Origin of the sequence: Jejuibacter sp. L23, from assembly GCF_050815825.1 — a bacterium.
Taxonomy (GTDB): domain Bacteria; phylum Pseudomonadota; class Gammaproteobacteria; order Enterobacterales; family Enterobacteriaceae; genus Jejubacter; species Jejubacter calystegiae.
In genome coordinates this window covers 3,211,712-3,234,532 of the sequence record NZ_CP138199.1, presented here as the reverse complement: position 1 = coordinate 3,234,532, position 22,821 = coordinate 3,211,712, and the positions used below count along the sequence as shown (strand labels likewise).

Sequence of the window (22,821 nt, the reverse complement as noted above, 5' to 3'; positions counted from 1 at the left end):
GGCGTCAGGGAGGTTACAGGCCGCCGAAGCCGTGGGCCCGCAGGCAGGTTTGCCCTTCGGCACTCAGTATGACCTGCAACAGCGCGCGGGCATCCGGATGCCCGCTGAGCAGGCCGCAGCCATAGCGGGCGGTTACAGTCAGCGCCGGGGGCAGCATTCTGACCGCTAAATTCGTGAAGGCAGAGAGTGCCGCGACGTGGCTGGCGTAGCCAGGAAAGAGATCTGCCAGCCCTTCATTCAGCAGATACTCTGCCGCCATACGGCCCGGCGGTAGCGGCTGACAGCGGGCGCCGCCCACCAGTGCCCGGGCGCGTTGAGCCAGCGCAGCGCCCTTGCCGGGGCGCTGCTGCTCTACCCGGTCAAATAGTTGCAGGGCATAATCGCCGCCGGGATCGTCGCCTGGGGTGGACGTGGCTACCCGCCAGCGGGGATCGCACAGCACCTCCAGCAGCGGCGGTTCGGTCAGTTCCGGAGTATTGCGCACCGTGACGCACAGCCGGTTGGTGGCGAAGGGATAGACTTCCCGGACCAGGCCCACATTCTGGAGATAACGAGGGTGATCAAGGTTGGCAGAGGCGAACAGCGCAGGGCGTTCCCCCAGCTCGATGCGGCGACGCAGCAGACCGGCCGGGCCGAACTCGACCTTAACGGCACAGCCAGTCGCACGACGGGCCAGTGGCAGTAGGGCATTAAAGGCGTGGCGCAGGCTACCGGCGGCGTAAATAGTCAGTTCAGTCATGTTCTTTTCGCTGGCGGTGGTAGAGGGGAACCAGGGTACTGTGCCGCTGGCCGTTTATCTCCAGGTTGATCCTTTCTATAGGTAGCTGAAACAGCGCAGACAGGCGCCCGGAGGTTAATACCTCGTCGCAGGCCCCCAGCCGGTGTTGCCCTTCGTGACCCAGCAATAACGTGTTGTCGGCCACCGCGCAGGCGTGCGCCGGTTGATGGGTGGAGAACATCACTGCCATATTGCGTTGCTCCGCCAGCCGACGGATTAGGGTCAGAACCCGATCCTGATGGTGCAGATCCAGTGCGGATGTCGGTTCATCCAGAATAATGATGTCACTGGCGCTGGCCAGAGCCCGGGCGATCAGCACCCGCTGGCGCTGGCCGCCGGAAAGGGTGCCGAAGGTGCGTGCGGCGAGATCCTGGATCTCCAGCGCCGTCATGGCTTCCTCTGCCAGCTGCTGGTCGCGGCGCGACGGCGCGCGGAACAGACTGATATGGCGCGCCCGGCCCATCAGCACAATATCACGAGCCTGGTAGTCGAAGGGGGGAGTGAAGGTCTGGGGCACAAAGCCTGTTTCAGCGTGCCGCTCCACTGTACCCTGCTGTAGCCCCAGGGTACCTAGCAATAGCCGCATCAGGGTACTTTTACCGCAGCCGTTAGGGCCGAGCAGCGCCAGCACTTCGCCGCGTTTCAGTTGCAGATTGAGCGCCTGAAATAGCGGCGCCTGTCCCGGCCAGCGGTAACTTAACCCCCGGGCCAGCAGTAAAGATTCAGCCATGCCAGCCCCTTAGCTGCGCACGGCGCAACAGTATGGCGAACAGCGGGGCGCCGATAAGGGCGGTCAGAATCCCCAGTGGGATTTCACTGGCGCTGAGGGTGCGAGCCAGCGTGTCAATGCCGATCATATAGAGCGCGCCCAGGGTGGCGGAGGCGGGAAGCAGTCTACGGTGGTTCGGACCCACCAGCAGGCGGGCAATATGGGGGATCACCAGTCCGACCCAGCCGATGCTGCCGCTGACCGCCACCTGGGCCGCGACAATCAGCGCGCACAGGGTCAACACCCACCAGCGGGTGGCTTCGACGTTAATCCCCAGGGAGGCGGCGTCTTCCTCGCCCAGCGACAGCAGATTAATGCGCCAGCGCAGGGCCAGCAGCGTCGAGCCTGCCAGCAACAGCGGCACCAGCAGAGTCCATAGCTTCTGGCTGTCCGCCGTGGCAAAGCTGCCCATCAGCCAGAAGATAATGTCGGGCAGCTTCTCTTCGGTATCGGCCAGATACTGCAGCAGGCTGATGCAGGCCGAAAAGAAGCCGCTCAGGATCACCCCCGCCAGCACCAGCGACAGGACATTGCGTCTGGCGATGGTGCTGGTCAGCATAAAGATCAGCAGCAGCGCCAGCATGCCGAACAGAAATGAGGAGAGCAGAAGGCCGACTACCGGCAGGCTAAGCAGAATCGCCAGGGTGCCGCCAAAGGCCGCGCCGGAAGAAACGCCGATAATATGGGGATCGACCAGTGGGTTGCGAAAAACCCCCTGAAGCGCCGCGCCGCATAGCGCCAGGGAGGCCCCCGCGCCCATGGCCAGTAGAATACGTGGCACTCTTACCACCATTATCACCTGACGTTCCGGAACGCTGATAGCCGGGTGGTACCCGGTCAGGGGCTCCAGCAGGATCAGCAGGCAATGTTCAGGCGACACCGGATATCGGCCGATGCCGAGCGAGAGCAGGGCGCACACGGCCAGAATGAGGATGAGCGCGCCCTGTTTCACTCGGCTTCCTGCGACCAGGCGGTACGATAGTAGCGGTGATACCAGGCGTCGACCCGCTGATTGATGTCGATATCCTTAAAGCGCTGAGGGTAGAGCTTGCTCGCCATCCACAGCTCGCCCAGCGCCATTGCTTCCGGCATCGGGTAGCCCCAGGCTTTGGCGTATTCGGGCATCAGCCAGACACGGTGCTGTTTTACCGCATCGATGGACTGCCACTGAGGAGAGTGCAGGATCTGCGCCACGACCTGCGGGTAGCGCTCCTGAACGAAGATGACCTGAGGATTCCAGCGCATTACATCCTCAATGGAGACCTGCCGATAGCCGGTGACCTCCCGGGCGGCCACGTTAACGGCACCGGCGTGTTGAATCATCAGGCCGGTATATTTTCCGGCGCCGTAGGTAGTCAGATTAGGGGTGGCGATATAGACTCGCTGGCGCTCGCTTTGCGGCAGGTCGCGCAGCCGTGTGGCCACCAGCGCGCGCTGGTCAAAAGTGTCGTGAATCAGGCTTTCCGCCCCGGCCTGGCGGTTCATCACTTTACCGATCAGGCGAATCCCTTCTTGCAGCCCCAGGTTGTAGGCGCGTTCTTCATCCTTTAATTGCGGATTTATCTTCCCGGCCTGGGCGGCATCCTCGTGGCGTAACGAGACGGCGACCACCGGAATACCGGCACGCTCAATCTGGCTAATCATGGCGGGCGGCGCGTAGTTGGCGACAAATACCACCTGAGGCCGTAGGGCGAGCAGGCTTTCGATATTGACCGAGGTCAGATCGCCGGGCATTGGCATCTTTGCCAGTTGCGGCGCCAGCCGCAGATAACGGGGGCCGAGTTGTTTCTGCCAGCTGCTGAGCACGCCCACCACCTGGGGCAGGGCGTTAAGCTGCACCAGCAAATTCAGGGTCTGATGTTGCAGCACCACGGCGCGATCGATGCGGTCCGGCAGAGTGACGGTTCGGTTAAGCTGATCGATAACCTGGCGTTGGGCCAGCGCCGGGCCGGAAATAAAAAGCAAAGCCAGCAGCAGGCTGGAGAGTCGTTTGAACATGGGAGATCCGAAAAAAATTCGCTATATATAAAATGATATAACGATGACTGACAAGAAACCATTATTCAGATCAAGGAGGGGGAAGAAAGGAATCAGGGGGCATTGCGCCCCCTGACGGGATTACATGCGTTCGACGGTTTCGATGCCCAGGGTGTCCAGACCCAGTTTCAGCACTCTGGAGGTCAACAGCGCCAGTTTCAGGCGGCTCTGACGCAGGCTGTCGCTTTCGGCGCTGAGAATTGGGCAGTGCTCATAGAAGCCAGAGAACAGGCCTGCTACGTCATAGAGGTATGCGCACATCACGTGCGGCGTGCCGTCGCGGGCCACCACGGCCAGGGTCTCTTCGAACTGCAGCAGACGCGCGGCCAGCGCGGCTTCACGCGGATCGGTGATGCTCACCGGCGTGGCGGCCAGGCTGCTTTCATCCACGTTGCCCTTGCGGAATACCGACAGCACGCGGGTATACGCATACTGCATGTAAGGCGCGGTGTTACCTTCGAAGGCCAGCATATTGTCCCAGTCGAAGATGTAGTCGGTGGTGCGGCTCTTGGAAAGGTCGGCATATTTTACAGCGCCGATACCCACCGCATTGGCCAGTTTTTCCAGCTCGTCCGCTGGCATATCCGGGTTCTTTTCCGCTACCAGGCGACGGGCGCGTTCCAGCGCTTCGTCCAGCAGATCGGAAAGTTTAATGGTGCCGCCGGTACGGGTTTTGAACGGCTTGCCGTCTTTGCCCAGCATCATGCCGAACATATGGTGCTCCAGCGGCACGGATTCCGGCACGTAGCCTGCTTTGCGTACGATGGTCCAGGCCTGCATCAGGTGCTGGTGCTGGCGCGAATCAATATAGTAGAGCACGCGATCGGCGTGCAGCGTCTCGTAGCGGTATTTAGCGCAGGCGATATCGGTAGTGGTGTAGAGATAGCCGCCATCCTTCTTCTGGATGATGACCCCCATCGGTTCGCCTTCTTTATTCTTGTACTCATCCAGGAAGACCACGGTAGCGCCTTCGCTTTCTACCGCCAGCCCTTTGGCTTTCAGATCCGCCACAATGCCGGACAGCATTGGGTTGTAAAGACTTTCGCCCATAACGTCGTCCCGGGTCAGAGTCACGTTCAGACGTTGGTAGGTTTTCTGGTTCTGGGTCATAGTGATATCGACCAGCTTGCGCCACATCTGGCGGCAGTACTCGTCGCCGCCCTGCAGTTTCACTACATAGCTGCGGGCGCGTTCGGCGAAGGCTTCATCTTCGTCGTAGGTTTTTTTGGCTTCGCGATAGAAAGCTTCCAGATCTGCAAGCGCCATATCGGCGTTGGCTTCATTCTGCTTTTTCTCAAGGAAGGCGATCAGCATCCCGAACTGGGTGCCCCAGTCGCCGACGTGGTTGGCGCGAATCACTTTATGGCCCAGGAATTCCAGGGTGCGTACTGAAGCGTCGCCGATGATGGTGGAACGTACGTGGCCCACGTGCATCTCTTTGGCCACGTTCGGGGCGGAATAGTCCACCACGATGGTCTGGGGCTGTTCCACCTGCGCTACGCCTGCGCGCGGGCTGGCAACGGCGCTGTCGATCTGAGTCGCCAGAAAAGCGGGGTCGAGGAAGATATTGATAAAGCCGGGACCGGCGATCTCAACCTTTGCAGCAATACCGGAAAGATCCAGATGATTCACCACCAGCTCAGCTAACTGTCGCGGGGCCATGCCCAGTTTTTTAGCGATCGCCATAACGCCATTGGCCTGATAGTCGCCGAACTGGGCTTTAGCGGATTGACGAACCTGCGGTTCGCACGCTGCGTCCGCGCCTGCGGCAATCAGAGCCTGACTGACTTTATCTGAGAGAAGTGCCTGAATATTCACCGGGTTACCTTAAATTTTAGCGCCGACCGGTCGGGGCGGGGCGGCGCATGAAGCATGGATAAAATAAGGGGGCAAGTATACTGCATTTCGCAGCGGGCGTCAGTACCCGCGCGGCTTGCGGCGCGCTGGTCTGTAGACACGAAAACGGGTAGATTAGCGGCTTTTCTATCACGGGCAGGAGGATCCGGATGAACTGGCAACAGGTTGAAGCATTACAGGATATCGTGGCCGATCTGCCGCGTTTTGAACAGGCGATAATGGCGCTGGCGCAGCGGATGGGGCTCGAACTGGCGCCATTGGATGCCGACCATATCTCACTGCGTTGCCATCAGAATACCACCGCGGAACGCTGGCGGGCAGGGCTTGAGCAGTGCGGAACCCTGTTTAGCGAAAAGCATATTAAAGGGCGGCCCATCTGTCTGTTCCGGCTGGCGGAGCCGCTGTGCGTGGGCCACTGGCGTTTTACGATTATCGAACTGCCCTGGCCCGGCGAGAAGCGCTATCCGCACGAAGGGTGGGAACATATTGAAATTGTGCTGCCGGGCTCTCCCGACACTCTCAACGCCCGGGCGCTGGCTCTGATGTCCGACGACGGCCTCAGCCAGCCGGACATTTCGCTGAAGACCAGCGCGCCAACTGGCGACGGTGAACGCCTGCCGAATCCTACCCTGGCGGTGACCGACGGCCAGGTGACGCTAAAATTCCATCCCTGGCCGTTGGAAACCGTGGTCGCCAGCGAACAGGGCTAGCGTTCTTTCAGTGCCTGGTTGAGTCGGTTAATGGCTTCATCCAGGGTGGCGCGGGTACAGCCGAAGTTGATGCGTACAAACGCAGGATTGCCAAAGTCGGCGCCGGGCGAAAAGCCCAGTCCGGCACGGCGAAAGAAGTTGACCGGGGATTCTTCACCTAACGCACTGGCGTCTACCCAGGCCAGATAGGTGGCTTCCGGCGGCGTCACGCTAAGGCCAGGCAGGGCGTTGATGGCCCGGCAAAGAGCATCGCGATTGGCTCTTAGCACGTTCAGCAATTCCGCGCGCCAGGGTTCACCGTCGCGCCAGGCCGCTTCGGCGGCCGTCAGCGCCAGTACGTCCACCGACGGGACTATGCCTTCCCGGGTGGCGCAGAAGCGGCGCCGCAGTTCGGGGTTGGGGATAATCGCCAGCGAAGCGCCCAGTCCGGCGATGTTGTAGGTCTTGGAAGGCGAAACCAGGGTGATGCTGCGCTGGGCGGCGTCTTCGCCGAGCGTCGCGAAAGGGATATGACGCGCGCCGGGCTCCAGCAGTAATTCGCAGTGGATTTCATCGGAGCAGACAATCATATCGTGGCGTTGCGCGAAGGCCAGGTGCTGTTCCAGCTCTTCCCTGCGCCATACCGTGCCGCCCGGATTCTGGGGATTGCATAGCATCAGCAGTTTTTCGCGCCCGGTGAGCTGGGGTTCCAGCGATGCCAGGTCAAGATAAGGGCGCCCATCGCGCTGGATGACAGGCGCATTAAGCTGTGAACAACCGGCAAGCATGGCCGCCTTGCGAAACGGCGGATAGATGGGGTCCGGCGCCAGGGAGCCGCCCCCAGCGAAACTGCGCACGCACAGATTCAGCCCACTGACGATGCCGGGCAGAAACACCAGCCACTCTTTTTCCACCCGCCAGCCGTAGCTGCGCCAGAAATGGTCGATGGCAGTATCCGCAAGGGCGTGGGGCCAGTCGCCGTAGCCAAAGACGCCATGGGCCACACGGCGCTGTAGCGCTTCGGTGATGCAGGGCGGGGAGCGAAAGTCAGTATCTGCGACCCACATGGGAAGGATGTTCTGGTCGTATTTATTCCACTTCAGGCTGTCGCTGTGACGCCGGTCGATCACTTCGTCGAAATTGAATGTCATGATAAATTTCCGTGCCCTGAACATGAAGCTTCAGACTAGCGTAACAGAAGGAATCATTGAATGGCTGTGCTTGAGATATGTTGCTACGGAATGGACTGCGCCGTGACCGCCGAACAGGCGGGGGCCGACCGCATTGAGCTGTGCGCGGCGCCGGCAGAGGGGGGGCTGACGCCCTCTGCCGGAACCCTGCTTGGGGTGCGCCAGCGGGTTTCCATTCCGGTGCATCCGATAATCCGGCCGCGGGGTGGCGATTTCTGCTACAGCGCCGGGGAGTTCAGTACCATGCTGGACGATATCGCATATCTGCGGGAGCTGGGCTACCCGGGGCTGGTTGTCGGCATATTGAATGAGGATGGCGAAGTGGACCGGCCGCGAATGGAAAAGGTGATGGCGCAGGCTCGGGGTATGGCGGTCACCTTTCACCGCGCTTTTGATATGTGCCGCGACCCCTGGATCGCGCAGGATCAACTGCGTGATTTGGGGGTGGCGCGGATTCTGACTTCGGGACAGAAGCAGAGCGCATTAGAAGGACTTTCATTAATCAGGGAACTAAAAGACCGATCCGGTGCTCCAATCATTATGGCCGGTTCCGGCGTGCGTCTGAGCAACCTCCCGCACTTTGTATCCGCGGGGATTGAAGAGGTGCATAGTTCGGCAGGTTGTCGGGGGGCTTCCCCGATGCGTTATCGCAAAGAGGGCGTTTCGATGTCTTCCGATGCAACGGCCGATGAGTACAGTCGCTACTGCGTGGATGCCGATGCGGTGGCGGCAATGAAAGCAGCGCTTTGCGCGGTGGAGTAGCACGCCGCCCATAGCGCACAACCGGTTTTTACCGCGCATCATGTCGCCCAATGTGATGTTTGCATGTACCACGCCCCGGCCTTTTCCCGGGGCTTTTTTTCTTTATGGGGTCAGGTTTCGCTTGTCTGCCGCCACAGGGTAACCATAGTCTGTTTTGTAACCTTCGTCACATTCTGGCCTGTCTGCAGTGCGCAGCCTGATGGGAGGATGCTGGGTTGACGATGTTGCCCGGCACTATACCGTTCGCAAAAGGGGATATTCTGGCCACAGGGAGTTATTGCTATCGGAATGTTAACGCCTGCTATTTAATTACTCACTGATACCGGCGTTACGCCAGTCTATAGAAATGGTAAACCCGTTATTACGTTGTTCAAGGATAATCTCGTATCCGGCTGCTTCGAACTCTTTTTGTAATGTCGAAATATGTTCGGGATAAGCACCTCTGCCCAACAAAGGGTATTCTGCAACATCAAAGAATTGCGAAAAGGTTCCCTGCTTGTGGGTTTGGGGGTTGCGCAAAGTATTGGTCAGTACGCCTCTGACCAGAATGGCCTCGTTGTGGGCCTGTTTCTCAACGCTTGCTTTGTTTCTCAGCCAGGACTGTTGTAAAAATTTAGCCTTGGGTATATTCATTCTGCCCCGGTTGCCGGTAATCAGTCAGTGGCAGGATGTTATATTTTTCGTGCTGAACAGGTCAACCAGAAAAAGAGGTGATATTTGGCGCTAATTCTCCCGGCTTGTTCATTGCATGAGGTTTTTCTTATATTTATTTTTTGGCTGGGGGATATTTCAGACAGACGCCACGCAATATTGCGTGACGCCAGGATGAACACCAGGTTAGACCGCGACAGGCTGTTGGGTGTTGAACGTTTTTTGACCCAGCCGATGCGCATCCTGCAGCATCACATTGGTGTCCGGGTATTCGGGCGACAGCAGCAGAGATGAGCTCATCACCGGGGCACCGCAGTAGTTAAAGATCCCTTCTTCTATCTGCACTTTCATGGCCTCCTGGTAGCGGTGTTTTTCCCAGGTTTTCATATTGGCGGCGCCAATCGCCACAAGGTGAACCGGCAGGTGCCTGAGTTTTTTAATCAACCGGCCATCTGCTGTCTCCTCATAAGCCCATCCGGCGGAAAAAACGCGATCGATCCAACCTTTCATCAGCGCAGGCATCGACCACCAGTAAACCGGAAAGACCAGGACCAGGGCGTCTGCGCTGTCAATTCTGGTCTGCTCCGCCCGTACGTCCTCCGGCAGTGCGCCAGCGGCGTTAAATGCGGCAAAATCTTCCCGGGTGAATTCAGGGCGAAAGCCTTCCTGAGCCAGATTGGCGATCTCCGCTCGGTGGGGGCCGGATTCGGTGATGCCCCGGGCTACCCCGGCTGCTATGCTGTGGGTCAATGAGTCCGGATGCGGGTGTGCGGTAACAATCAGTGCGTGCATTTTAAGCCTCCTGGAGAGAGGGAAGTTGTCGGGATGGAGCTAACTTACCATTAGTAACTTACTTTTAGTATATAAGGGCGTCAAGCACTGGTATGAATAAAAAAAAGCGTCTGACCCGGGAGGCCCGCTTCCAGCAACTGATGGAAGAGGCGTGGCGTCTGATTCGGGAAGAGGGGACGGAGGCATTAACTCTGGGAAGGCTGGCGGAGCGGGCAGGCGTAACCAAACCGGTGGTCTACGACCATTTCGGTTCGCGTACCGGTCTGCTGGCGGAATTATATAAGGCCTTTGATGAGCGTCAGACCGCGCTGATGGATAAGGCGATCGCTGAATGCGAACAGGCGCTGGAGCCCATCAGCCGGGCGATTGCCGACTGTTATATCGATTGCGTCGATACCCAGGGGCGCGAAATCCCTGATGTGATCGCGGCACTAGCCGGTTCGCCGGAGCTGGAGCAGCTACGCCGCCAGTATGTCAGGATTTTTATCGATAAATGCCGGCGCCTGCTGGCGCCCTTTATCGGCAGTGGAACCCTGCCCGATGCCGCCATGTGGGCGCTGGTCGGCGTCGCCGATGCAGTGTCATATGCGGCCACAGGAGAAGAGATAACGGCCGCTGACGCCAAAGCCGAGCTGGCCACCCTGATACGGTCCCAGGTTGAACGATTTCGGAAATAGCCCGCTCAGGGCGCCAGGGTGGAGGCGATAAATGCCCCGATTAAACCGTGATGGGCAAAGATTCGCTGTTCCAGCGCGGCCTGGCCGGGCGTGACGGCGCGGGCGGCGGAGCAGCGGGTTTCCTGGCTCAGCCAGTGAAGAATATCGCCGTTATCGGGCAGCGGCGCCAGGCCGTTGCGGCAGGTATCCCCTTCCGGGCTGGGCCCGTCGCAGGGTTCGAAGGTCTGGATCAGTTCATCGCGCAGGGCCAGGGCCGGCGTCCGTTCAGGGTCAGAGACGCACAGCCAGGCAACCCGGGCCTGGGGGTCTTCAGTACACCAGAGCACCCCATCCCGGGCCGCCTGGGTCAACAAGCGGGCATGAGCGTGCAGGATCTCCCCTTCGGCTGTAGGGGCGTCGCCGCTGAATCCGCTGGCCGGATCGAAACCGTGGCGATTGGACTTCACCCCGGTACGCAAGCCGTAAAGATTCACCAGTGGCATAAAAGAGAGTCGGACCTTGTCCAGCAGTAGCGGCGAGTTGTGTTGCAGAAAGTTAAGAATGGCCCAACTACCTGCGGGGGCATCGCCGTGCAGCCCGGCCATAATCAGCAGATGCGGCAGGTGGCTGTCGGCGGCGATGGATTGCCAGAGGACGATCATGCCGTCTCCCACGCTGCCGAGCTCTCGCTCTTCCATGCCCCAGCGCTGATATTGCACCGCCAGCAGGCTTTCCAACCGGTCGATATCGTTGCTATAGCCATGAATGGCCGCCAGTGGCCAGCGGTAACAGATGCTTTCCATCTTCCCCCCCAATTCCAGATCACGCCTGAATGCAAGCGTAGCCTGGAATGGGGAACGGGGTTGAGCGAATCAGGGCTTACGGGCGATAAGCAGGGCACGCATCGGCGCCGGATAGCCTTCGCGGGTTCTGGTGGAGTCCTGAGGATCGAGGAAATCGGCCAGCGATTCAGTACGCATCCAGTCGGTTGCGCGCTGCTCTTCGGTGGTGGTGATGCTTTGATCGGCGATGCGCACATCCACAAATCCGCATTTTTCCAGCCACAGTTTGACCGCCCGCGCTGACGGAATAAACCAGACGTTACGCATGGCGGCATAGCGTTCGCCGGGCACCAGTACCTGATTTTCGTCGCCTTCCACCACCAGGGTTTCCAGCACCAGTTCGCCTTCGCTGACCAGCTGATTTTTCAACTGCCACAGATGGTCGAGGGGAGAACGACGGTGGTAGAGCACGCCCATGGAGAATACGGTATCGAAGGCGTTGAGGGTCGGCATCTGCTCAATGCCCAGAGGCAGCAGGTGAGCGCGTTGGTCGTTACCCAGCAGTTTACGCACCGCTTCGAACTGACACAGAAACAGTTGGGTGGGATCGATGCCCACCGCCAGGTGCGCCCCGGCGCCGATCATACGCCACAGGTGGTAGCCGCTACCGCAGCCCACGTCGAGCACGGTACGGCCGCTGAGATCGCTCAGGTGGGGCAAAACCCGCTGCCACTTCCAGTCGGAACGCCATTCGGTATCGATATCGACGCCGTACAGCGAGAAGGGACCTTTACGCCAGGGCATCAGGTTGCGCAGCAGGCGCTCAATGCCCAACTTCTGGCCGTCGCTAAGCGGCTGTGCGCTTCGGGCGGTGACGCTGTGCAGCAGATCCAGACGATCGGGGCGCAGGGCGGGAAGCCCGTCCACCGCTTTCAGCCACTGGCTGAACTGGCCATGCAGCGATTCGCGCTGCCAGGCACCGATTTGGGCGGGCAAAGTTTCCAGCCATGGGGCCAGCGGGCCGCTGGCTATCTGGCTGTAAAAGGGGCCGAAGTCGATCACGCGGCCTCCTGGGATTTTAGCGCCACCAGCGAGCCGAAGTTAAAGCACTGGAACCAGAGTTCGGCGTGTTCGAAGCCAGCGCGCTTCAGGCGGGCTTTGTGCGCCTCTACCGAATCGGTCAGCATTACATTTTCCAGCATGCTGCGCTTCTGGCTGATCTCCAGCTCGCTGTAGCCGTTGGCGCGCTTAAAATCGTGGTGCATGTTGAACAGCAGTTCGCCGACGCTGGCGTCTTCAAAACTGAACTTTTCCGACAGCACCAGCGCGCCGCCAGGGCGCAGTCCGCGCCAGATTTTAGCCAGCAGGCTCTCCCTGTCTTCCGGGTTGAGAAACTGCAGGGTAAAGTTGAGTACCACCAGCGAGGCATTTGAGATGTCGATAGCGCGGATGTCCGCTTCCCTGACCTCCACCGGCGTGCTGGCGCGGAAGGCATCGATATGGCGGCGACAGCGTTCCACCATGGCTGGAGAGTTATCCACGGCGATGATTTCACAGCCGTCGTGCTGGATATTGCGGCGTATCGACAGGGTGGCAGCGCCCAGCGAACAGCCCAGGTCGTAGACGCGGGTGCCGGGCTGAACGAAACGCTCCGCCAGCATGCCAATCATCGAAATAATATTGGAATAACCGGGAACGGAACGCTGAATCATATCGGGGAATACTTCAGCGACGCGTTCATCAAAAGTCCAGTCCCCGAGCTTGTCGATGGGGGCGGAAAACAGCGTATCGCGGTCAGGCATAGTTTAAATCCGGGAAAAACAAAGGCGTATTGTGCGTTAACGCACGCTGAAAACCAACTCCCACGGCATATACCAGAGGTTGGCGGCCACCATCAGCAGCAGGGCGCACCAGGTGGCGCCCATACCGGAACGACGCCAGCGCACCAGGCGGTGGTGAAAACCATAATAGTGCATCAGACGTCCGGCTATGGTCATCAGACCGCAGATATGGATCATCCAGACCTCGGCGCCGTTCATCTCCATAAACAGCAGCAGTAGCAGGGCAACAGGAATGTACTCCACTGCGTTGCCGTGAATGCGGATGGCGCTTTGTAATTCGGTAAATCCGCCGTCGCCGTAGGAGACATGGTACAGGCCACGCAGTCGCACGACGTCGAAGGAAAATTTAATTAGCAGCAATGCACCCAGCACGGCATAGAGCGCGCATACCATAAAAACTCCCTGAAAGGCTTAATCGATGGCGCCGGCTATCATACCGACCGAGAGCTGAGGCCGCCAGCATCAGAATAGCGATTCCTGTTGCGGGATGGCCGGGGCTTCGCCAATGGCCGGAAAACGCTGGCGTAGCAAGGGCCACAACCGGTGCGCCAGTTCCGGCGCCAGGGCGATATCCGGCGTATGCAGAAACAGGAATGGCGTACTCTCCTGCTGCCAGTGGGCCAGCTTATCCAACCAGGGCTGAAACAGTTGCTGGTTTTGCTCCAGATTGTCGCCGCCGATAAAGCGCACCAGCGGTTTGTCAGCGGTTCTCAGGGCATGGACCGGCACCCGCGGCTTTTTACGCTGGGCTTCACGCACCGCTTCGCTGTGGGGCATGGCGGCGTGTACCGGACGACTGTCGAGGATCGCCCGATTAACGCCACGCTGGTGAAGCCCGCGATTCAACGCCTGCTCCTGTGAACCTTTGGCGAAAAATTGCGGATGACGCACCTCCACCCCATAACTGAAACCCTGCGGCAGGGCATCCAGAAATTGCCACAGGGTCTCCAGATTATCCGGGCCAAAAACGGCGGGAAGCTGGAGCCAGTACTGGCCGATACGCGCTTCCAGCGGCGCCATGCGGTTGAAAAATTCACTGACCAGGGCGTCGCACTGACGTAGCCCCGCCTGGTGTGAAATGGTGGCCGGAAATTTAAAACAGAAGCGGAAATCATCGCCGGTCATCGCCCGCCAGCGCGCCACAATCTCCGCCCCGGGCAGGGCGTAGAGCGTGGTGTTACCCTCCACGCAGTTAAAGTGGCGGGCATAATCCTCAAGATTTTGGATGCCAAGCCGCACCCATTTAGGGTGCGACCACTGGGGCAGACCGATGTAGATCATAAGCTATGACTACAGCGCCGCCAGGATATCCGCAGTGCGGCGTACCCGGCCGATACGCGGGAAGATATGGCTAAAGCTGCCTTCATGCTGTTCCTGGCTTGCCGCGCTGCAGGCGTCTTCGACCAGAATCAGATTAAAGCCCAGCTCCCAGGCATTGCGGGCGGTGGATTCCACGCCAATATTGGTGGATATGCCGCACAGTACAATGGTATCGATACCGCGCCGACGCAACTGCAGTTCGAGGTCGGTGCCGTAGAAGGCGCCCCACTGGCGCTTGGTCACCTCAATATCGCCGTCGGCCTTGCCGAGAGCCGGGGCATAGTCCCACCAGTTATCCGGTAACGGCCCGGCGCCTGCGGGCATATCGACCGGCTGCTTCAGTGCTTCGGCTCCGTCCGCTGACCAGCCGACGCGGACCAGCACCACCGGTGCTCCCTTGGCGCGGAAGGCCTGGGCCATGCGCCCGGCGCGACTGACCACCTCATCGGCACTCCATGGGCCCCCGGCGAAAGGCAGGATCCCCTGCTGAAGATCGATGACGACCAGGGCGGTCGTTTGCGGATTGAATTCGGACATAGTCACTCCGGTTAACTGATTGATAGCGTTGCTTACCATAGCGATAACCCGGGCTCTGGTCTTATACTAATTTTGTTAATTTTTGTGAGAATGACGGGGCGGGCGCACAGCAAACGCTCGCCCGGACGGTATCGGGCTTATCTCGGCGCGCAATATCCAGTATAATAGCCGCCTTTTTCATTCAGTTGTGACAGTCGACAAGCGCCGCACCGTGATGTCTGCCCGGCAGGCAATCAGCCCCTGCGGCGAAGTTAAAGGAAATCTCATGCGTACAGAATATTGTGGACAGCTGCGGTTGTCCCATGTGGGGCAGCAGGTAACGCTCTGTGGTTGGGTTAACCGCCGTCGCGATCTCGGTAGTCTGATTTTTATTGACATGCGCGACCGTGAAGGCATCGTACAGGTCTTCTTCGATCCGGATCGCGATGAAGCGTTCAAGCTGGCTTCCGAACTGCGTAATGAGTTCTGCATCCAGATTACCGGCACCGTACGTGCCCGCGACGAGAAAAACCTCAATCGCGATATGGCGACCGGCGAAGTCGAAGTGTTTGCGACCGAACTGACCATTATCAACCGCTCCGAGCCGCTGCCGCTGGACTCTAATCAGGCCAACACGGAAGAGGCGCGTCTGAAGTATCGCTACCTCGATCTGCGCCGTCCGGAGATGGCCCAGCGCCTGAAGACCCGCGCTCGTATAACCAGCTTCGTGCGTCGCTTTATGGACGATAACGGCTTCCTGGATATCGAAACCCCGATGCTGACCAAGGCCACGCCGGAAGGGGCCCGTGACTACCTGGTACCGAGCCGCGTGCATAAAGGTAAATTTTATGCGCTGCCGCAGTCCCCTCAGCTGTTCAAGCAGTTGCTGATGATGTCCGGCTTCGATCGCTACTACCAGATCGTTAAGTGCTTCCGTGATGAAGACCTGCGCGCCGATCGTCAGCCGGAATTTACCCAGATCGATGTCGAAACCTCTTTCCTGACCGCGCCTCAGGTGCGTGAGCTGATGGAAAAGATGATCCGCCAGCTGTGGCTGGAGGTGAAAGGCGTGGATCTGGGCCAGTTCCCGATCATGACCTTTGCCGAAGCGGATCGCCGCTACGGATCCGATAAGCCCGATCTGCGTAACCCGATGGAGCTGGTGGACGTGGCCGATCTGATGACTTCGGTTGAATTTAAAGTTTTCTCAGGCCCGGCCAACGATCCGAAAGGGCGCGTTGCTGCGCTGCGGGTGCCAGGCGGGGCGCAGCTCAGCCGTAAGCAGATTGATGAATACGCGAAATTCGTTGAGATCTACGGCGCCAAAGGGCTGGCCTGGATGAAAGTCAACGAACGCAGCCAGGGCCTGGAAGGGGTGACCAGCCCGGTAGCCAAGTTCCTGAGTGCAGAGATCGTTGAAGCGATTCTTGAGCGCACCGGCGCTCGTGATGGCGACATCATCTTCTTCGGTGCCGATAAGTCTCGCGTTGTGGCCGACGCCATGGGCGCACTGCGTCTGAAGACCGGTAAAGATCTGAAACTGACCGACGAAAACGCCTGGGCGCCGCTGTGGGTTATCGACTTCCCGATGTTCGAAGAAGATGGGGAAGGCGGTCTGGCGGCGATGCACCATCCGTTCACCTCACCGCGCGACGTGACGCCGGAACAGCTGGAAGCTCAGCCGGAAGGGACCATCGCTAACGCTTACGACATGGTAATCAACGGCTATGAAGTGGGCGGCGGCTCTGTGCGTATTCACAGCGGCGCCATGCAGCAGACGGTATTCCGCATTCTGGGTATTGACGAAACCGAGCAGCGCGCCAAGTTCGGCTTCCTGCTGGACGCCCTGAAATTCGGTACGCCGCCGCACGCCGGTCTGGCCTTCGGCCTCGATCGCCTGGTGATGCTGCTGACCGGCACCGATAATATTCGTGATGTCATCGCCTTTCCGAAAACGACTGCGGCGGCCTGTCTGATGACCGAAGCGCCGAGCTTCGCTAATCCGGCGTCGCTGGAAGAGTTGGGCATTCTGGTTGCGAAAAAGGCAGAGAGCGACTGAGATGACCTGGAAGCGTCCCGTATCGGTACTGGTAGTGATTTACGCGCAGGACACCGGGCGGGTGCTGATGTTGCAGCGTCGCGATAATCCCGCCTTCTGGCAGTCGGTGACCGGCAGCCTGGAGGCGGATGAGAGCGCGCGGCAGGCCGCGCTGCGTGAAGTCCAGGAAGAAGTCGCCATCGATATCGAAGGCGAGCGCCTGAACCTGGTCGACCATCAGCGCCGGGTGGAATTTGAAATTTTTGAGTATTTACGTCATCGCTATGCGCCGGGAACCCTGCGTAACACCGAGTCCTGGTTTTCGCTGGCGCTGCCCCATGAACGGGACGTGGTTATCAGCGAACACCTGGACTATCAATGGGTGGACGCCAGAGAAGCCGCGGCACTGACCCGCTCCTGGAGTAACCGGCAGGCGATTGAAGAGTTTGTGATTAATTGCGCCTGAACAGGCGAATCTGGAGATAGATATGGCAGGTCATAGTAAATGGGCCAACACGAAGCATCGTAAAGCGGCGCAGGATGCCAAGCGCGGCAAGATTTTCACTAAAATTATTCGCGAGCTGGTCACTGCGGCACGTCTGGGCGGCGGCGATCCGGCTTCTAACCCGCGTCTGCGTGCGGCCATTGATAAAGCGCTCTCCAACAACATGACGCGCGACACCCTGAATCGCGCCATCCAGCGCGGCGTGGGCGGCGATGACGACGCTAACATGGAAACCATCATCTATGAAGGCTACGGCCCCGGCGGTACCGCCGTGATGGTCGAGTGTCTGAGCGACAACCGTAACCGCACCGTTTCCGAAGTGCGTCACGCCTTCAGTAAGAGCGGCGGCAACCTGGGCACCGATGGCTCCGTGGCCTATCTGTTCAGCAAGAAAGGGGTGATTTCGTTTGACGCCGAAGCGGCCATGGACGAAGACACCGTGATGGAAGCGGCTCTGGAAGCCGGTGCGGAAGACGTGGTGAGCTATGACGATGGCGCCATCGACGTGTACACCGCCTGGGAAGAGCTGGGTGCCGTTCGTGACGCGCTGGAAGCCGCTGGCCTGAAGCCGTCTGCTGCCGAAGTGTCGATGATTCCGTCCACCAAAGCGGATATGGATGCCGAAACCGCGCCCAAACTGTTGCGTCTGATCGATATGCTGGAAGATTGCGACGACGTTCAGGAGGTTTACCACAACGGTGAAATCTCCGACGAAGTTGCGGCAACGCTGTAATGTTTAGGGCTGCCGCCAGGCAGCCCGAACTTCTTATGCTTTAACCAGAGAGGCGTGATGGCCATCATTCTCGGCATCGATCCGGGGTCGCGCATCACCGGCTATGGCGTGATTCGCCAGACCGGCCGTCAGCTCAGCTATCTGGGCAGCGGTTGTATCCGCACCCGGGTGGAGGATCTGCCCTCGCGTCTGAAGCTGATCTATGCGGGCGTCAGCGAGCTGATTACCCAGTTTCAGCCCGATTTCTTCGCCATTGAGCAGGTCTTTATGGCGAAAAATGCTGACTCGGCCCTTAAGCTGGGTCAGGCGCGCGGCGTGGCTATTGTGGCGGCGGTGAATCAGGATCTGCCGGTGTTCGAATATGCGGCCCGTCAGGTTAAGCAGACCGTGGTGGGTAACGGCGGCGCGGAAAAGAGTCAGGTTCAGCACATGGTGCGTAATCTGCTGCGGCTGCCGGCTAATCCTCAGGCGGATGCCGCGGATGCGCTGGCGATTGCCATTACTCACTGCCATATGAGCCAGAACGTGCAGCAGATCGGCAATTCGCGCCTGACCCTGGCGCGGGGCAGGCTGCGTTAGCGCATGCAAGCACAGATAAGGCTGGATACCTATCCAGCCTTTTTTATATGATAGACCCCACTGTAACGGCCCTTAACGCAGGAGCGAAATGTGATAGGTAGACTCAGAGGCATTGTCCTGGAGAAACAGCCACCGCTGGTATTACTGGAAGCGGGCGGCGTGGGTTATGAAGTGCATATGCCGATGACCTGCTTCTATGAACTGCCGGAGGCGGGCAAAGAAGCGGTGGTGTTTACCCACTTTGTGGTGCGTGAAGACGCCCAGTTGCTGTTCGGTTTTAATAATAAGCAGGAGCGCACGCTGTTTCGGGAACTGATTAAGGTGAACGGCGTGGGGCCCAAGCTGGCGCTGGCGATCCTTTCCGGTATGTCGGCCCAGCAGTTCGTCAATGCGGTGGAGCGTGAAGAGCCCGCTTCGCTGGTGAAACTGCCGGGTATCGGCAAAAAGACCGCCGAACGTCTGGTGGTCGAGATGAAGGACCGCTTCAAGGGACTGCATGGCGATCTCTTTACGCCAGCGGCCGATCTGGAACTGACGGCGCCTGCGGGACCGGTAACGGACGACTATGAGGCGGAAGCCGTTGCCGCGCTGGTGGCACTGGGCTATAAGCCTCAGGAAGCGAGCCGGATGGTGAGCAAAGTAGCCGCCAGCGGCACCGATACTGAAACGCTAATTCGCGAAGCGCTACGCGCGGCGCTGTGAGGTAGAGGATGATTGAAGCAGACCGCCTGGTATCGCCGGGCCCATTGCCGGTGGAAGAGGTTGCCGCCGATCGGGCGATTCGCCCGAAAATGCTGGCCGAATATGTGGGGCAACCCCAGGTCAGTTCCCAGATGGAGATCTTCATCCAGGCGGCGAAGCTCCGCGGCGACGCGCTCGATCATCTGCTGATTTTTGGGCCGCCGGGACTGGGTAAAACGACGCTTGCGAATATCGTCGCCAACGAGATGGGCGTGAATCTGCGCACCACCTCTGGCCCGGTGCTGGAAAAGGCCGGTGACCTGGCGGCGATGCTGACCAATCTTGAGCCCCATGATGTGCTGTTTATCGACGAGATCCACCGCTTGTCGCCGGTGGTTGAGGAAGTGCTCTATCCGGCGATGGAGGATTACCAGCTCGATATTATGATCGGCGAAGGCCCTGCGGCACGCTCAATCAAAATCGATTTGCCGCCCTTTACTCTGGTGGGGGCCACCACTCGTGCAGGGTCACTGACGTCGCCGCTGCGCGATCGCTTCGGCATTGTGCAGCGTCTGGAATTCTACCAGGTGGCGGATCTGCAAAACATTGTGGCGCGCAGCGCCGAATGCCTGGGGCTGGAGCTGAGCGAAGAAGGGGCGCTGGAGGTGGCCAGACGCTCGCGCGGTACGCCGCGAATTGCCAACCGGCTGCTGCGCCGGGTGCGTGATTTCGCCGAGGTGCGCCATAACGGCACCATTAATGGTGAGGTGGCCAATCAGGCGCTGGATATGCTGAACGTTGATGCCGAAGGGTTCGACTACATGGATCGCAAGCTGCTGCTGGCGCTGCTGGATAAGTTTCTTGGCGGGCCGGTGGGGCTGGATAACCTGGCGGCGGCCATTGGTGAAGAGCGGGAAACCATTGAAGATGTGCTGGAGCCATTCCTGATTCAGCAGGGTTTTTTACAGCGTACGCCGCGTGGCCGTATGGCCACACCCCGCGCCTGGAATCACTTCGGCATTGCGCCGCCATCCTCAGATTAACCCCCTCCCGGCTCGGGAGAGGGGGACAGGGATTCAGACGGGCTGGCGGCGCAGCATGCTGAGAATAAACAGCGCCGCCGCAGCCAGCACCACTGACGGCCCCGCTGGCGTGTCATAGCTGGCGGAGAAGGCCATTCCCATGGTGACTGCCAGCATACCGACGCCGACCGCCACCCCCGCCATTTGCTCCGGCGTGCGAGCAAAGCGGCGTGCCGTGGCGGCGGGGATAATCAGCAGTGAGGTGATGATCAGCGCGCCGACAAACTTCATCGCCACTCCGATGGTCAGCGCGGTGACCAGCATCAACAGCAGTTTCACGCGCTGCAGCTTCACGCCATCCACAAAAGCCAGCTCCTGGCTGATGGTCATCGATAGCAGATTGCGCCACTGCCAGCACAGCACCGCGACCACCACCGCCACGCCAATGGCGATGGCGACCAGATCCTGAGGTGTTACCGCCAGCAGATCCCCAAACAGATAGGCCATCAGATCCACCCGCACGTTGGACATCAGGCTGACCACCACCAGGCCAAGCGACAGCGCACTGTGAGCCATAATGCCGAGTAGCGTGTCCACCGCCAGTTGGGGACGCTTTTCAAGCCACACCAGCCCCAGGGCCAGCAGAAGCGTTACGGCAATCACCGCATAAAACGGATTCACATTGAGCAGCAGCCCAAAGGCCACCCCTAACAGTGAGGCGTGGGCGAGGGTATCCCCGAAGTAAGACATTCGGCGCCATACTACAAAGGATCCGAGCGGACCGGCGGCACAGGCCAGCAGAATCCCGGCCAGCCAGCCGGGCAATAACAGTTCTATCATGAGCGATCGTTGCCTTTGCGCAGGATAATGTGCCCACGGAGGTCGTGGCGATGGTTGTGATGGTGGCGGTAGATGCCAATCTGCTCGGCGCCGCGCGGCCCGAACATCGAGATAAACTCCGGATGGGTTGATACCACCTCTGGCGTGCCGGAACAGCAGATATGGTGATTCAGGCACAGTACCTCGTCGGTTTTGGCCATCACCAGATGCAGGTCGTGAGAGACCATAAGTACGCCGCAATCCAGCTCGTGGCGAATCTGGTCAATCAGATCGTAGAGTGCCAGTTGGCCGTTGACATCCACCCCCTGGGTGGGTTCATCCAGCACCAGTAACTGGGGCTCATTGAGCAGGGCGCGGGCCAGCAGAACGCGTTGGGTTTCGCCGCCGGAGAGCTTTTGCATCGGCGCATCTGCCAGGTGGGCGGCGTTGACGCGCATCAGTGCAGGCAGGATATCGCGTTTTTTCACGCCGGGACGCAGCCGCATAAAACGCCCGACGGTCAGGGGGAGGGTAGCGTCCAGGTGTAATTTTTGCGGGACATAGCCAATACGCAGCGTCGGGCTGCGCTTGATAGTACCCTCATCTGCTGCTATCAGGCCGAGTACGATACGCACCAGAGTCGATTTCCCAGCGCCGTTTGGGCCAAGCAGCGTCAAAATGCGCCCGGGGCGCAGATCGAGTGAAATCCCCGCCAGCACCTGACGGGCGCCGAAGGAGACGGAGACGTTTTCCAGTGAAACAAGATTAGTCATGACAATTCAGCTATTGCAGAAGTTCGCGAATGTTATAATATCACATCTCCTGCGCTATCAAAGATGAGAATTCGTATTATGTTACATAAAAAGACGCTTCTTTGCGCCAGCGGCGCGCTGGCGCTGTGGTTCGGTGCGGTCAACGTGGCGAAAGCCGATGTCGTGACCTCCATAAAACCCCTCGGGTTTATCGCTTCAGCTATTGCTGATGGCGTCACCGATACCCAGGTTCTACTGCCTGATGGCGCCTCCGAACACGATTACGCACTGCGGCCATCCGATGTAAAACGTATACAAGACGCGGACTTAGTGGTATGGGTCGGCCCGGAAATGGAAGCCTTTATGCAGAAGCCTGTGGCGCGTAGGACGGAACAAAATCGCCTGGCACTCTCTCAGCTTTCTGAAGTGAAACCGTTACTCATGAAGGGCGAGCACGACCACGATCATGACCATGGCAGTGATGACCACCACGCGGAAAAACGTGACGGAGATCACCATCATGGTGAGAACAATCTGCATATCTGGTTATCCCCAGAGATAGCGCGGCTTTCAGCGGTTGCAATCCATAAAAAATTAGTGGAACTTATGCCGGAAAAACGCGACAAACTTGATGCCAACCTGCAGCGTTTTGAGGCAAATTTAGCCCGGACAGATAAGCAGGTAGCAAACGAGCTGTCACCAGTTAAAGGTAAGGGATATTACGTTTTTCATGATGCCTGGGGCTACTTCGAAAAACATTATGGGTTAACGCCGCTTGGGCATTTTACCGTCAATCCTGAAATCCAACCTGGTGCGCAGCGTTTACATCAAATCAGAACACAGTTGGTTGAGCACAAGGCGGAATGCGTCTTTGCTGAGCCACAATTCAGGCCGGCGGTCATAGAAGCCGTTGCCAGAGGAACGCGGGTGCGCATGGGTACGCTTGATCCTCTCGGCACTGCCGTACAACTCGGTAAGGAGAGCTATATGCAGTTTCTTACCGGGCTTGCGGGTCAGTACACCGCCTGCCTGAAAGGGGATTAACGAGGAAG

26 protein-coding genes are annotated in these 22,821 nt (G+C 59.1%); 10 read left to right on the top strand and 16 right to left on the bottom strand.

The window, feature by feature from the left end; translation table 11 throughout:
- Positions 1-13: 13 nt before the first annotated feature.
- The 5 genes from SCU88_RS15420 to argS all read right to left on the bottom strand — a co-directional run bounded on the left by SCU88_RS15420 (position 14) and on the right by argS (position 5,402).
- Complete coding sequence (locus tag SCU88_RS15420) at positions 14-739, bottom strand: substrate-binding domain-containing protein (protein WP_175341641.1); 726 nt, start codon at positions 737-739, stop codon at positions 14-16.
- Positions 732-1,508, bottom strand: coding sequence for an ABC transporter ATP-binding protein (locus SCU88_RS15415; RefSeq protein WP_138098020.1), 777 nt, complete (start codon positions 1,506-1,508; stop codon positions 732-734). Before SCU88_RS15415 ends, SCU88_RS15420 begins: the two co-directional genes overlap by 8 nt.
- Complete coding sequence (locus SCU88_RS15410; RefSeq protein ID WP_175341640.1) at positions 1,501-2,499, bottom strand: iron chelate uptake ABC transporter family permease subunit; 999 nt, start codon at positions 2,497-2,499, stop codon at positions 1,501-1,503. Before SCU88_RS15410 ends, SCU88_RS15415 begins: the two co-directional genes overlap by 8 nt.
- Positions 2,496-3,545, bottom strand: coding sequence for an ABC transporter substrate-binding protein (locus tag SCU88_RS15405; protein WP_175341639.1), 1,050 nt, complete (start codon positions 3,543-3,545; stop codon positions 2,496-2,498). Before SCU88_RS15405 ends, SCU88_RS15410 begins: the two co-directional genes overlap by 4 nt.
- A gap of 120 nt (positions 3,546-3,665) precedes the next feature.
- Positions 3,666-5,402 carry an arginine--tRNA ligase gene (gene argS, locus SCU88_RS15400; RefSeq protein WP_175341638.1) on the bottom strand — a complete coding sequence of 579 codons (1,737 nt, stop codon included), beginning with the start codon at positions 5,400-5,402 and terminating at the stop codon, positions 3,666-3,668.
- A 188-nt stretch (positions 5,403-5,590) separates the two neighbouring features.
- Between argS and SCU88_RS15395 the strand changes: the two genes are divergently transcribed.
- A complete protein-coding gene (locus tag SCU88_RS15395) occupies positions 5,591-6,151 on the top strand; it encodes a VOC family protein (protein ID WP_175341637.1) in 561 nt (186 codons plus the stop codon).
- On the opposite strand, the gene SCU88_RS15390 is transcribed toward SCU88_RS15395, so the two are convergent.
- A complete protein-coding gene (locus tag SCU88_RS15390) occupies positions 6,148-7,281 on the bottom strand; it encodes a PatB family C-S lyase (RefSeq protein WP_175341636.1) in 1,134 nt (377 codons plus the stop codon). The genes SCU88_RS15395 and SCU88_RS15390 overlap by 4 nt on opposite strands.
- A 60-nt stretch (positions 7,282-7,341) precedes the next feature.
- Between SCU88_RS15390 and cutC the strand changes: the two genes are divergently transcribed.
- Positions 7,342-8,082: a copper homeostasis protein CutC gene (gene cutC, locus SCU88_RS15385; RefSeq protein ID WP_175341635.1), complete on the top strand. Its 741-nt coding sequence runs from the start codon at positions 7,342-7,344 to the stop codon at positions 8,080-8,082.
- Positions 8,083-8,391: 309 nt separating this feature from the next.
- Here cutC and SCU88_RS15380 read toward each other — a convergent pair whose 3' ends face one another.
- The gene (locus tag SCU88_RS15380; RefSeq protein ID WP_138098013.1) at positions 8,392-8,715 is read right to left on the bottom strand and encodes a hypothetical protein; all 324 of its coding nucleotides are present in this window, start codon (positions 8,713-8,715) and stop codon (positions 8,392-8,394) included.
- Between the two features lie 204 nt (positions 8,716-8,919).
- A complete protein-coding gene (locus SCU88_RS15375) occupies positions 8,920-9,525 on the bottom strand; it encodes an NAD(P)H-dependent oxidoreductase (protein WP_138098012.1) in 606 nt (201 codons plus the stop codon).
- Between the two features lie 92 nt (positions 9,526-9,617).
- Between SCU88_RS15375 and SCU88_RS15370 the strand changes: the two genes are divergently transcribed.
- Positions 9,618-10,202: a TetR/AcrR family transcriptional regulator gene (locus tag SCU88_RS15370; protein WP_138098011.1), complete on the top strand. Its 585-nt coding sequence runs from the start codon at positions 9,618-9,620 to the stop codon at positions 10,200-10,202.
- Between the two features lie 5 nt (positions 10,203-10,207).
- Here SCU88_RS15370 and SCU88_RS15365 read toward each other — a convergent pair whose 3' ends face one another.
- From SCU88_RS15365 to SCU88_RS15340, 6 genes are all read right to left on the bottom strand, one after another.
- The gene (locus tag SCU88_RS15365) at positions 10,208-10,984 is read right to left on the bottom strand and encodes a hypothetical protein (RefSeq protein ID WP_175341634.1); all 777 of its coding nucleotides are present in this window, start codon (positions 10,982-10,984) and stop codon (positions 10,208-10,210) included.
- Between the two features lie 69 nt (positions 10,985-11,053).
- Positions 11,054-12,025, bottom strand: a complete 972-nt coding sequence (gene cmoB, locus SCU88_RS15360) for a tRNA 5-methoxyuridine(34)/uridine 5-oxyacetic acid(34) synthase CmoB (RefSeq protein ID WP_138098009.1) — start codon at positions 12,023-12,025, stop codon at positions 11,054-11,056.
- The gene (gene cmoA / locus SCU88_RS15355) at positions 12,022-12,765 is read right to left on the bottom strand and encodes a carboxy-S-adenosyl-L-methionine synthase CmoA (RefSeq protein WP_138098008.1); all 744 of its coding nucleotides are present in this window, start codon (positions 12,763-12,765) and stop codon (positions 12,022-12,024) included. Before cmoA ends, cmoB begins: the two co-directional genes overlap by 4 nt.
- 36 nt (positions 12,766-12,801) lie before the next feature.
- On the bottom strand, positions 12,802-13,197 hold the full coding sequence (locus SCU88_RS15350; RefSeq protein WP_175341633.1) for an MAPEG family protein: 396 nt from the start codon (positions 13,195-13,197) through the stop codon (positions 12,802-12,804).
- A 69-nt stretch (positions 13,198-13,266) separates the two neighbouring features.
- Entirely contained in the window at positions 13,267-14,085 is an 819-nt protein-coding gene (locus SCU88_RS15345) for a DUF72 domain-containing protein (protein WP_175341632.1), read from the bottom strand.
- A 9-nt stretch (positions 14,086-14,094) separates the two neighbouring features.
- Positions 14,095-14,661, bottom strand: a complete 567-nt coding sequence (locus SCU88_RS15340) for a hydrolase (RefSeq protein ID WP_138098005.1) — start codon at positions 14,659-14,661, stop codon at positions 14,095-14,097.
- A gap of 265 nt (positions 14,662-14,926) precedes the next feature.
- Between SCU88_RS15340 and aspS the strand changes: the two genes are divergently transcribed.
- From aspS to ruvB, 6 genes are all read left to right on the top strand, one after another.
- Complete coding sequence (gene aspS / locus SCU88_RS15335) at positions 14,927-16,699, top strand: aspartate--tRNA ligase (RefSeq protein WP_138098004.1); 1,773 nt, start codon at positions 14,927-14,929, stop codon at positions 16,697-16,699.
- A 1-nt stretch (position 16,700) separates the two neighbouring features.
- Positions 16,701-17,144: a dihydroneopterin triphosphate diphosphatase gene (gene nudB, locus SCU88_RS15330; RefSeq protein WP_175341631.1), complete on the top strand. Its 444-nt coding sequence runs from the start codon at positions 16,701-16,703 to the stop codon at positions 17,142-17,144.
- A gap of 22 nt (positions 17,145-17,166) precedes the next feature.
- Positions 17,167-17,916 (top strand): YebC/PmpR family DNA-binding transcriptional regulator, encoded by a 750-nt coding sequence (locus SCU88_RS15325; RefSeq protein ID WP_138098002.1) that lies wholly within the window; start codon positions 17,167-17,169, stop codon positions 17,914-17,916.
- Positions 17,917-17,973: 57 nt separating this feature from the next.
- Entirely contained in the window at positions 17,974-18,495 is a 522-nt protein-coding gene (gene ruvC / locus SCU88_RS15320; RefSeq protein WP_138098001.1) for a crossover junction endodeoxyribonuclease RuvC, read from the top strand.
- 90 nt (positions 18,496-18,585) lie between these two features.
- Positions 18,586-19,197 (top strand): Holliday junction branch migration protein RuvA, encoded by a 612-nt coding sequence (ruvA, locus tag SCU88_RS15315; RefSeq protein ID WP_138098000.1) that lies wholly within the window; start codon positions 18,586-18,588, stop codon positions 19,195-19,197.
- An 8-nt stretch (positions 19,198-19,205) separates the two neighbouring features.
- The gene (ruvB, locus tag SCU88_RS15310; protein ID WP_138097999.1) at positions 19,206-20,219 is read left to right on the top strand and encodes a Holliday junction branch migration DNA helicase RuvB; all 1,014 of its coding nucleotides are present in this window, start codon (positions 19,206-19,208) and stop codon (positions 20,217-20,219) included.
- A 33-nt stretch (positions 20,220-20,252) separates the two neighbouring features.
- Here ruvB and znuB read toward each other — a convergent pair whose 3' ends face one another.
- Together znuB and znuC are read right to left on the bottom strand one after the other, a co-directional pair.
- Positions 20,253-21,038: a zinc ABC transporter permease subunit ZnuB gene (gene znuB, locus SCU88_RS15305; RefSeq protein WP_138097998.1), complete on the bottom strand. Its 786-nt coding sequence runs from the start codon at positions 21,036-21,038 to the stop codon at positions 20,253-20,255.
- Positions 21,035-21,790, bottom strand: a complete 756-nt coding sequence (gene znuC / locus SCU88_RS15300; RefSeq protein ID WP_138097997.1) for a zinc ABC transporter ATP-binding protein ZnuC — start codon at positions 21,788-21,790, stop codon at positions 21,035-21,037. The genes znuB and znuC overlap by 4 nt, the downstream gene beginning before the upstream one ends.
- A 78-nt stretch (positions 21,791-21,868) precedes the next feature.
- Here znuC and znuA point away from each other — a divergent pair, with 78 nt between their 5' ends.
- The gene (gene znuA / locus SCU88_RS15295) at positions 21,869-22,813 is read left to right on the top strand and encodes a zinc ABC transporter substrate-binding protein ZnuA (protein WP_175341630.1); all 945 of its coding nucleotides are present in this window, start codon (positions 21,869-21,871) and stop codon (positions 22,811-22,813) included.
- Positions 22,814-22,821: the final 8 nt, after the last annotated feature.

Coding starts and splice junctions, on each gene's coding strand:
- SCU88_RS15420 (WP_175341641.1), bottom strand. CDS start 739: ATGACTGAACTGACTATTTACGCCGCCGGTAGCCTGCGCCACGCCTTT.
- aspS (WP_138098004.1), top strand. CDS start 14,927: ATGCGTACAGAATATTGTGGACAGCTGCGGTTGTCCCATGTGGGGCAG.
- ruvC (WP_138098001.1), top strand. CDS start 17,974: ATGGCCATCATTCTCGGCATCGATCCGGGGTCGCGCATCACCGGCTAT.
- cutC (WP_175341635.1), top strand. CDS start 7,342: ATGGCTGTGCTTGAGATATGTTGCTACGGAATGGACTGCGCCGTGACC.
- znuA (WP_175341630.1), top strand. CDS start 21,869: ATGTTACATAAAAAGACGCTTCTTTGCGCCAGCGGCGCGCTGGCGCTG.
- SCU88_RS15390 (WP_175341636.1), bottom strand. CDS start 7,281: ATGACATTCAATTTCGACGAAGTGATCGACCGGCGTCACAGCGACAGC.
- znuB (WP_138097998.1), bottom strand. CDS start 21,038: ATGATAGAACTGTTATTGCCCGGCTGGCTGGCCGGGATTCTGCTGGCC.
- SCU88_RS15405 (WP_175341639.1), bottom strand. CDS start 3,545: ATGTTCAAACGACTCTCCAGCCTGCTGCTGGCTTTGCTTTTTATTTCC.
- SCU88_RS15395 (WP_175341637.1), top strand. CDS start 5,591: ATGAACTGGCAACAGGTTGAAGCATTACAGGATATCGTGGCCGATCTG.
- cmoA (WP_138098008.1), bottom strand. CDS start 12,765: ATGCCTGACCGCGATACGCTGTTTTCCGCCCCCATCGACAAGCTCGGG.
- SCU88_RS15415 (WP_138098020.1), bottom strand. CDS start 1,508: ATGGCTGAATCTTTACTGCTGGCCCGGGGGTTAAGTTACCGCTGGCCG.
- SCU88_RS15365 (WP_175341634.1), bottom strand. CDS start 10,984: ATGGAAAGCATCTGTTACCGCTGGCCACTGGCGGCCATTCATGGCTAT.
- SCU88_RS15370 (WP_138098011.1), top strand. CDS start 9,618: ATGAATAAAAAAAAGCGTCTGACCCGGGAGGCCCGCTTCCAGCAACTG.
- nudB (WP_175341631.1), top strand. CDS start 16,701: ATGACCTGGAAGCGTCCCGTATCGGTACTGGTAGTGATTTACGCGCAG.
- ruvB (WP_138097999.1), top strand. CDS start 19,206: ATGATTGAAGCAGACCGCCTGGTATCGCCGGGCCCATTGCCGGTGGAA.
- SCU88_RS15350 (WP_175341633.1), bottom strand. CDS start 13,197: ATGGTATGCGCGCTCTATGCCGTGCTGGGTGCATTGCTGCTAATTAAA.
- SCU88_RS15345 (WP_175341632.1), bottom strand. CDS start 14,085: ATGATCTACATCGGTCTGCCCCAGTGGTCGCACCCTAAATGGGTGCGG.
- SCU88_RS15340 (WP_138098005.1), bottom strand. CDS start 14,661: ATGTCCGAATTCAATCCGCAAACGACCGCCCTGGTCGTCATCGATCTT.
- SCU88_RS15375 (WP_138098012.1), bottom strand. CDS start 9,525: ATGCACGCACTGATTGTTACCGCACACCCGCATCCGGACTCATTGACC.
- SCU88_RS15325 (WP_138098002.1), top strand. CDS start 17,167: ATGGCAGGTCATAGTAAATGGGCCAACACGAAGCATCGTAAAGCGGCG.
- znuC (WP_138097997.1), bottom strand. CDS start 21,790: ATGACTAATCTTGTTTCACTGGAAAACGTCTCCGTCTCCTTCGGCGCC.
- SCU88_RS15380 (WP_138098013.1), bottom strand. CDS start 8,715: ATGAATATACCCAAGGCTAAATTTTTACAACAGTCCTGGCTGAGAAAC.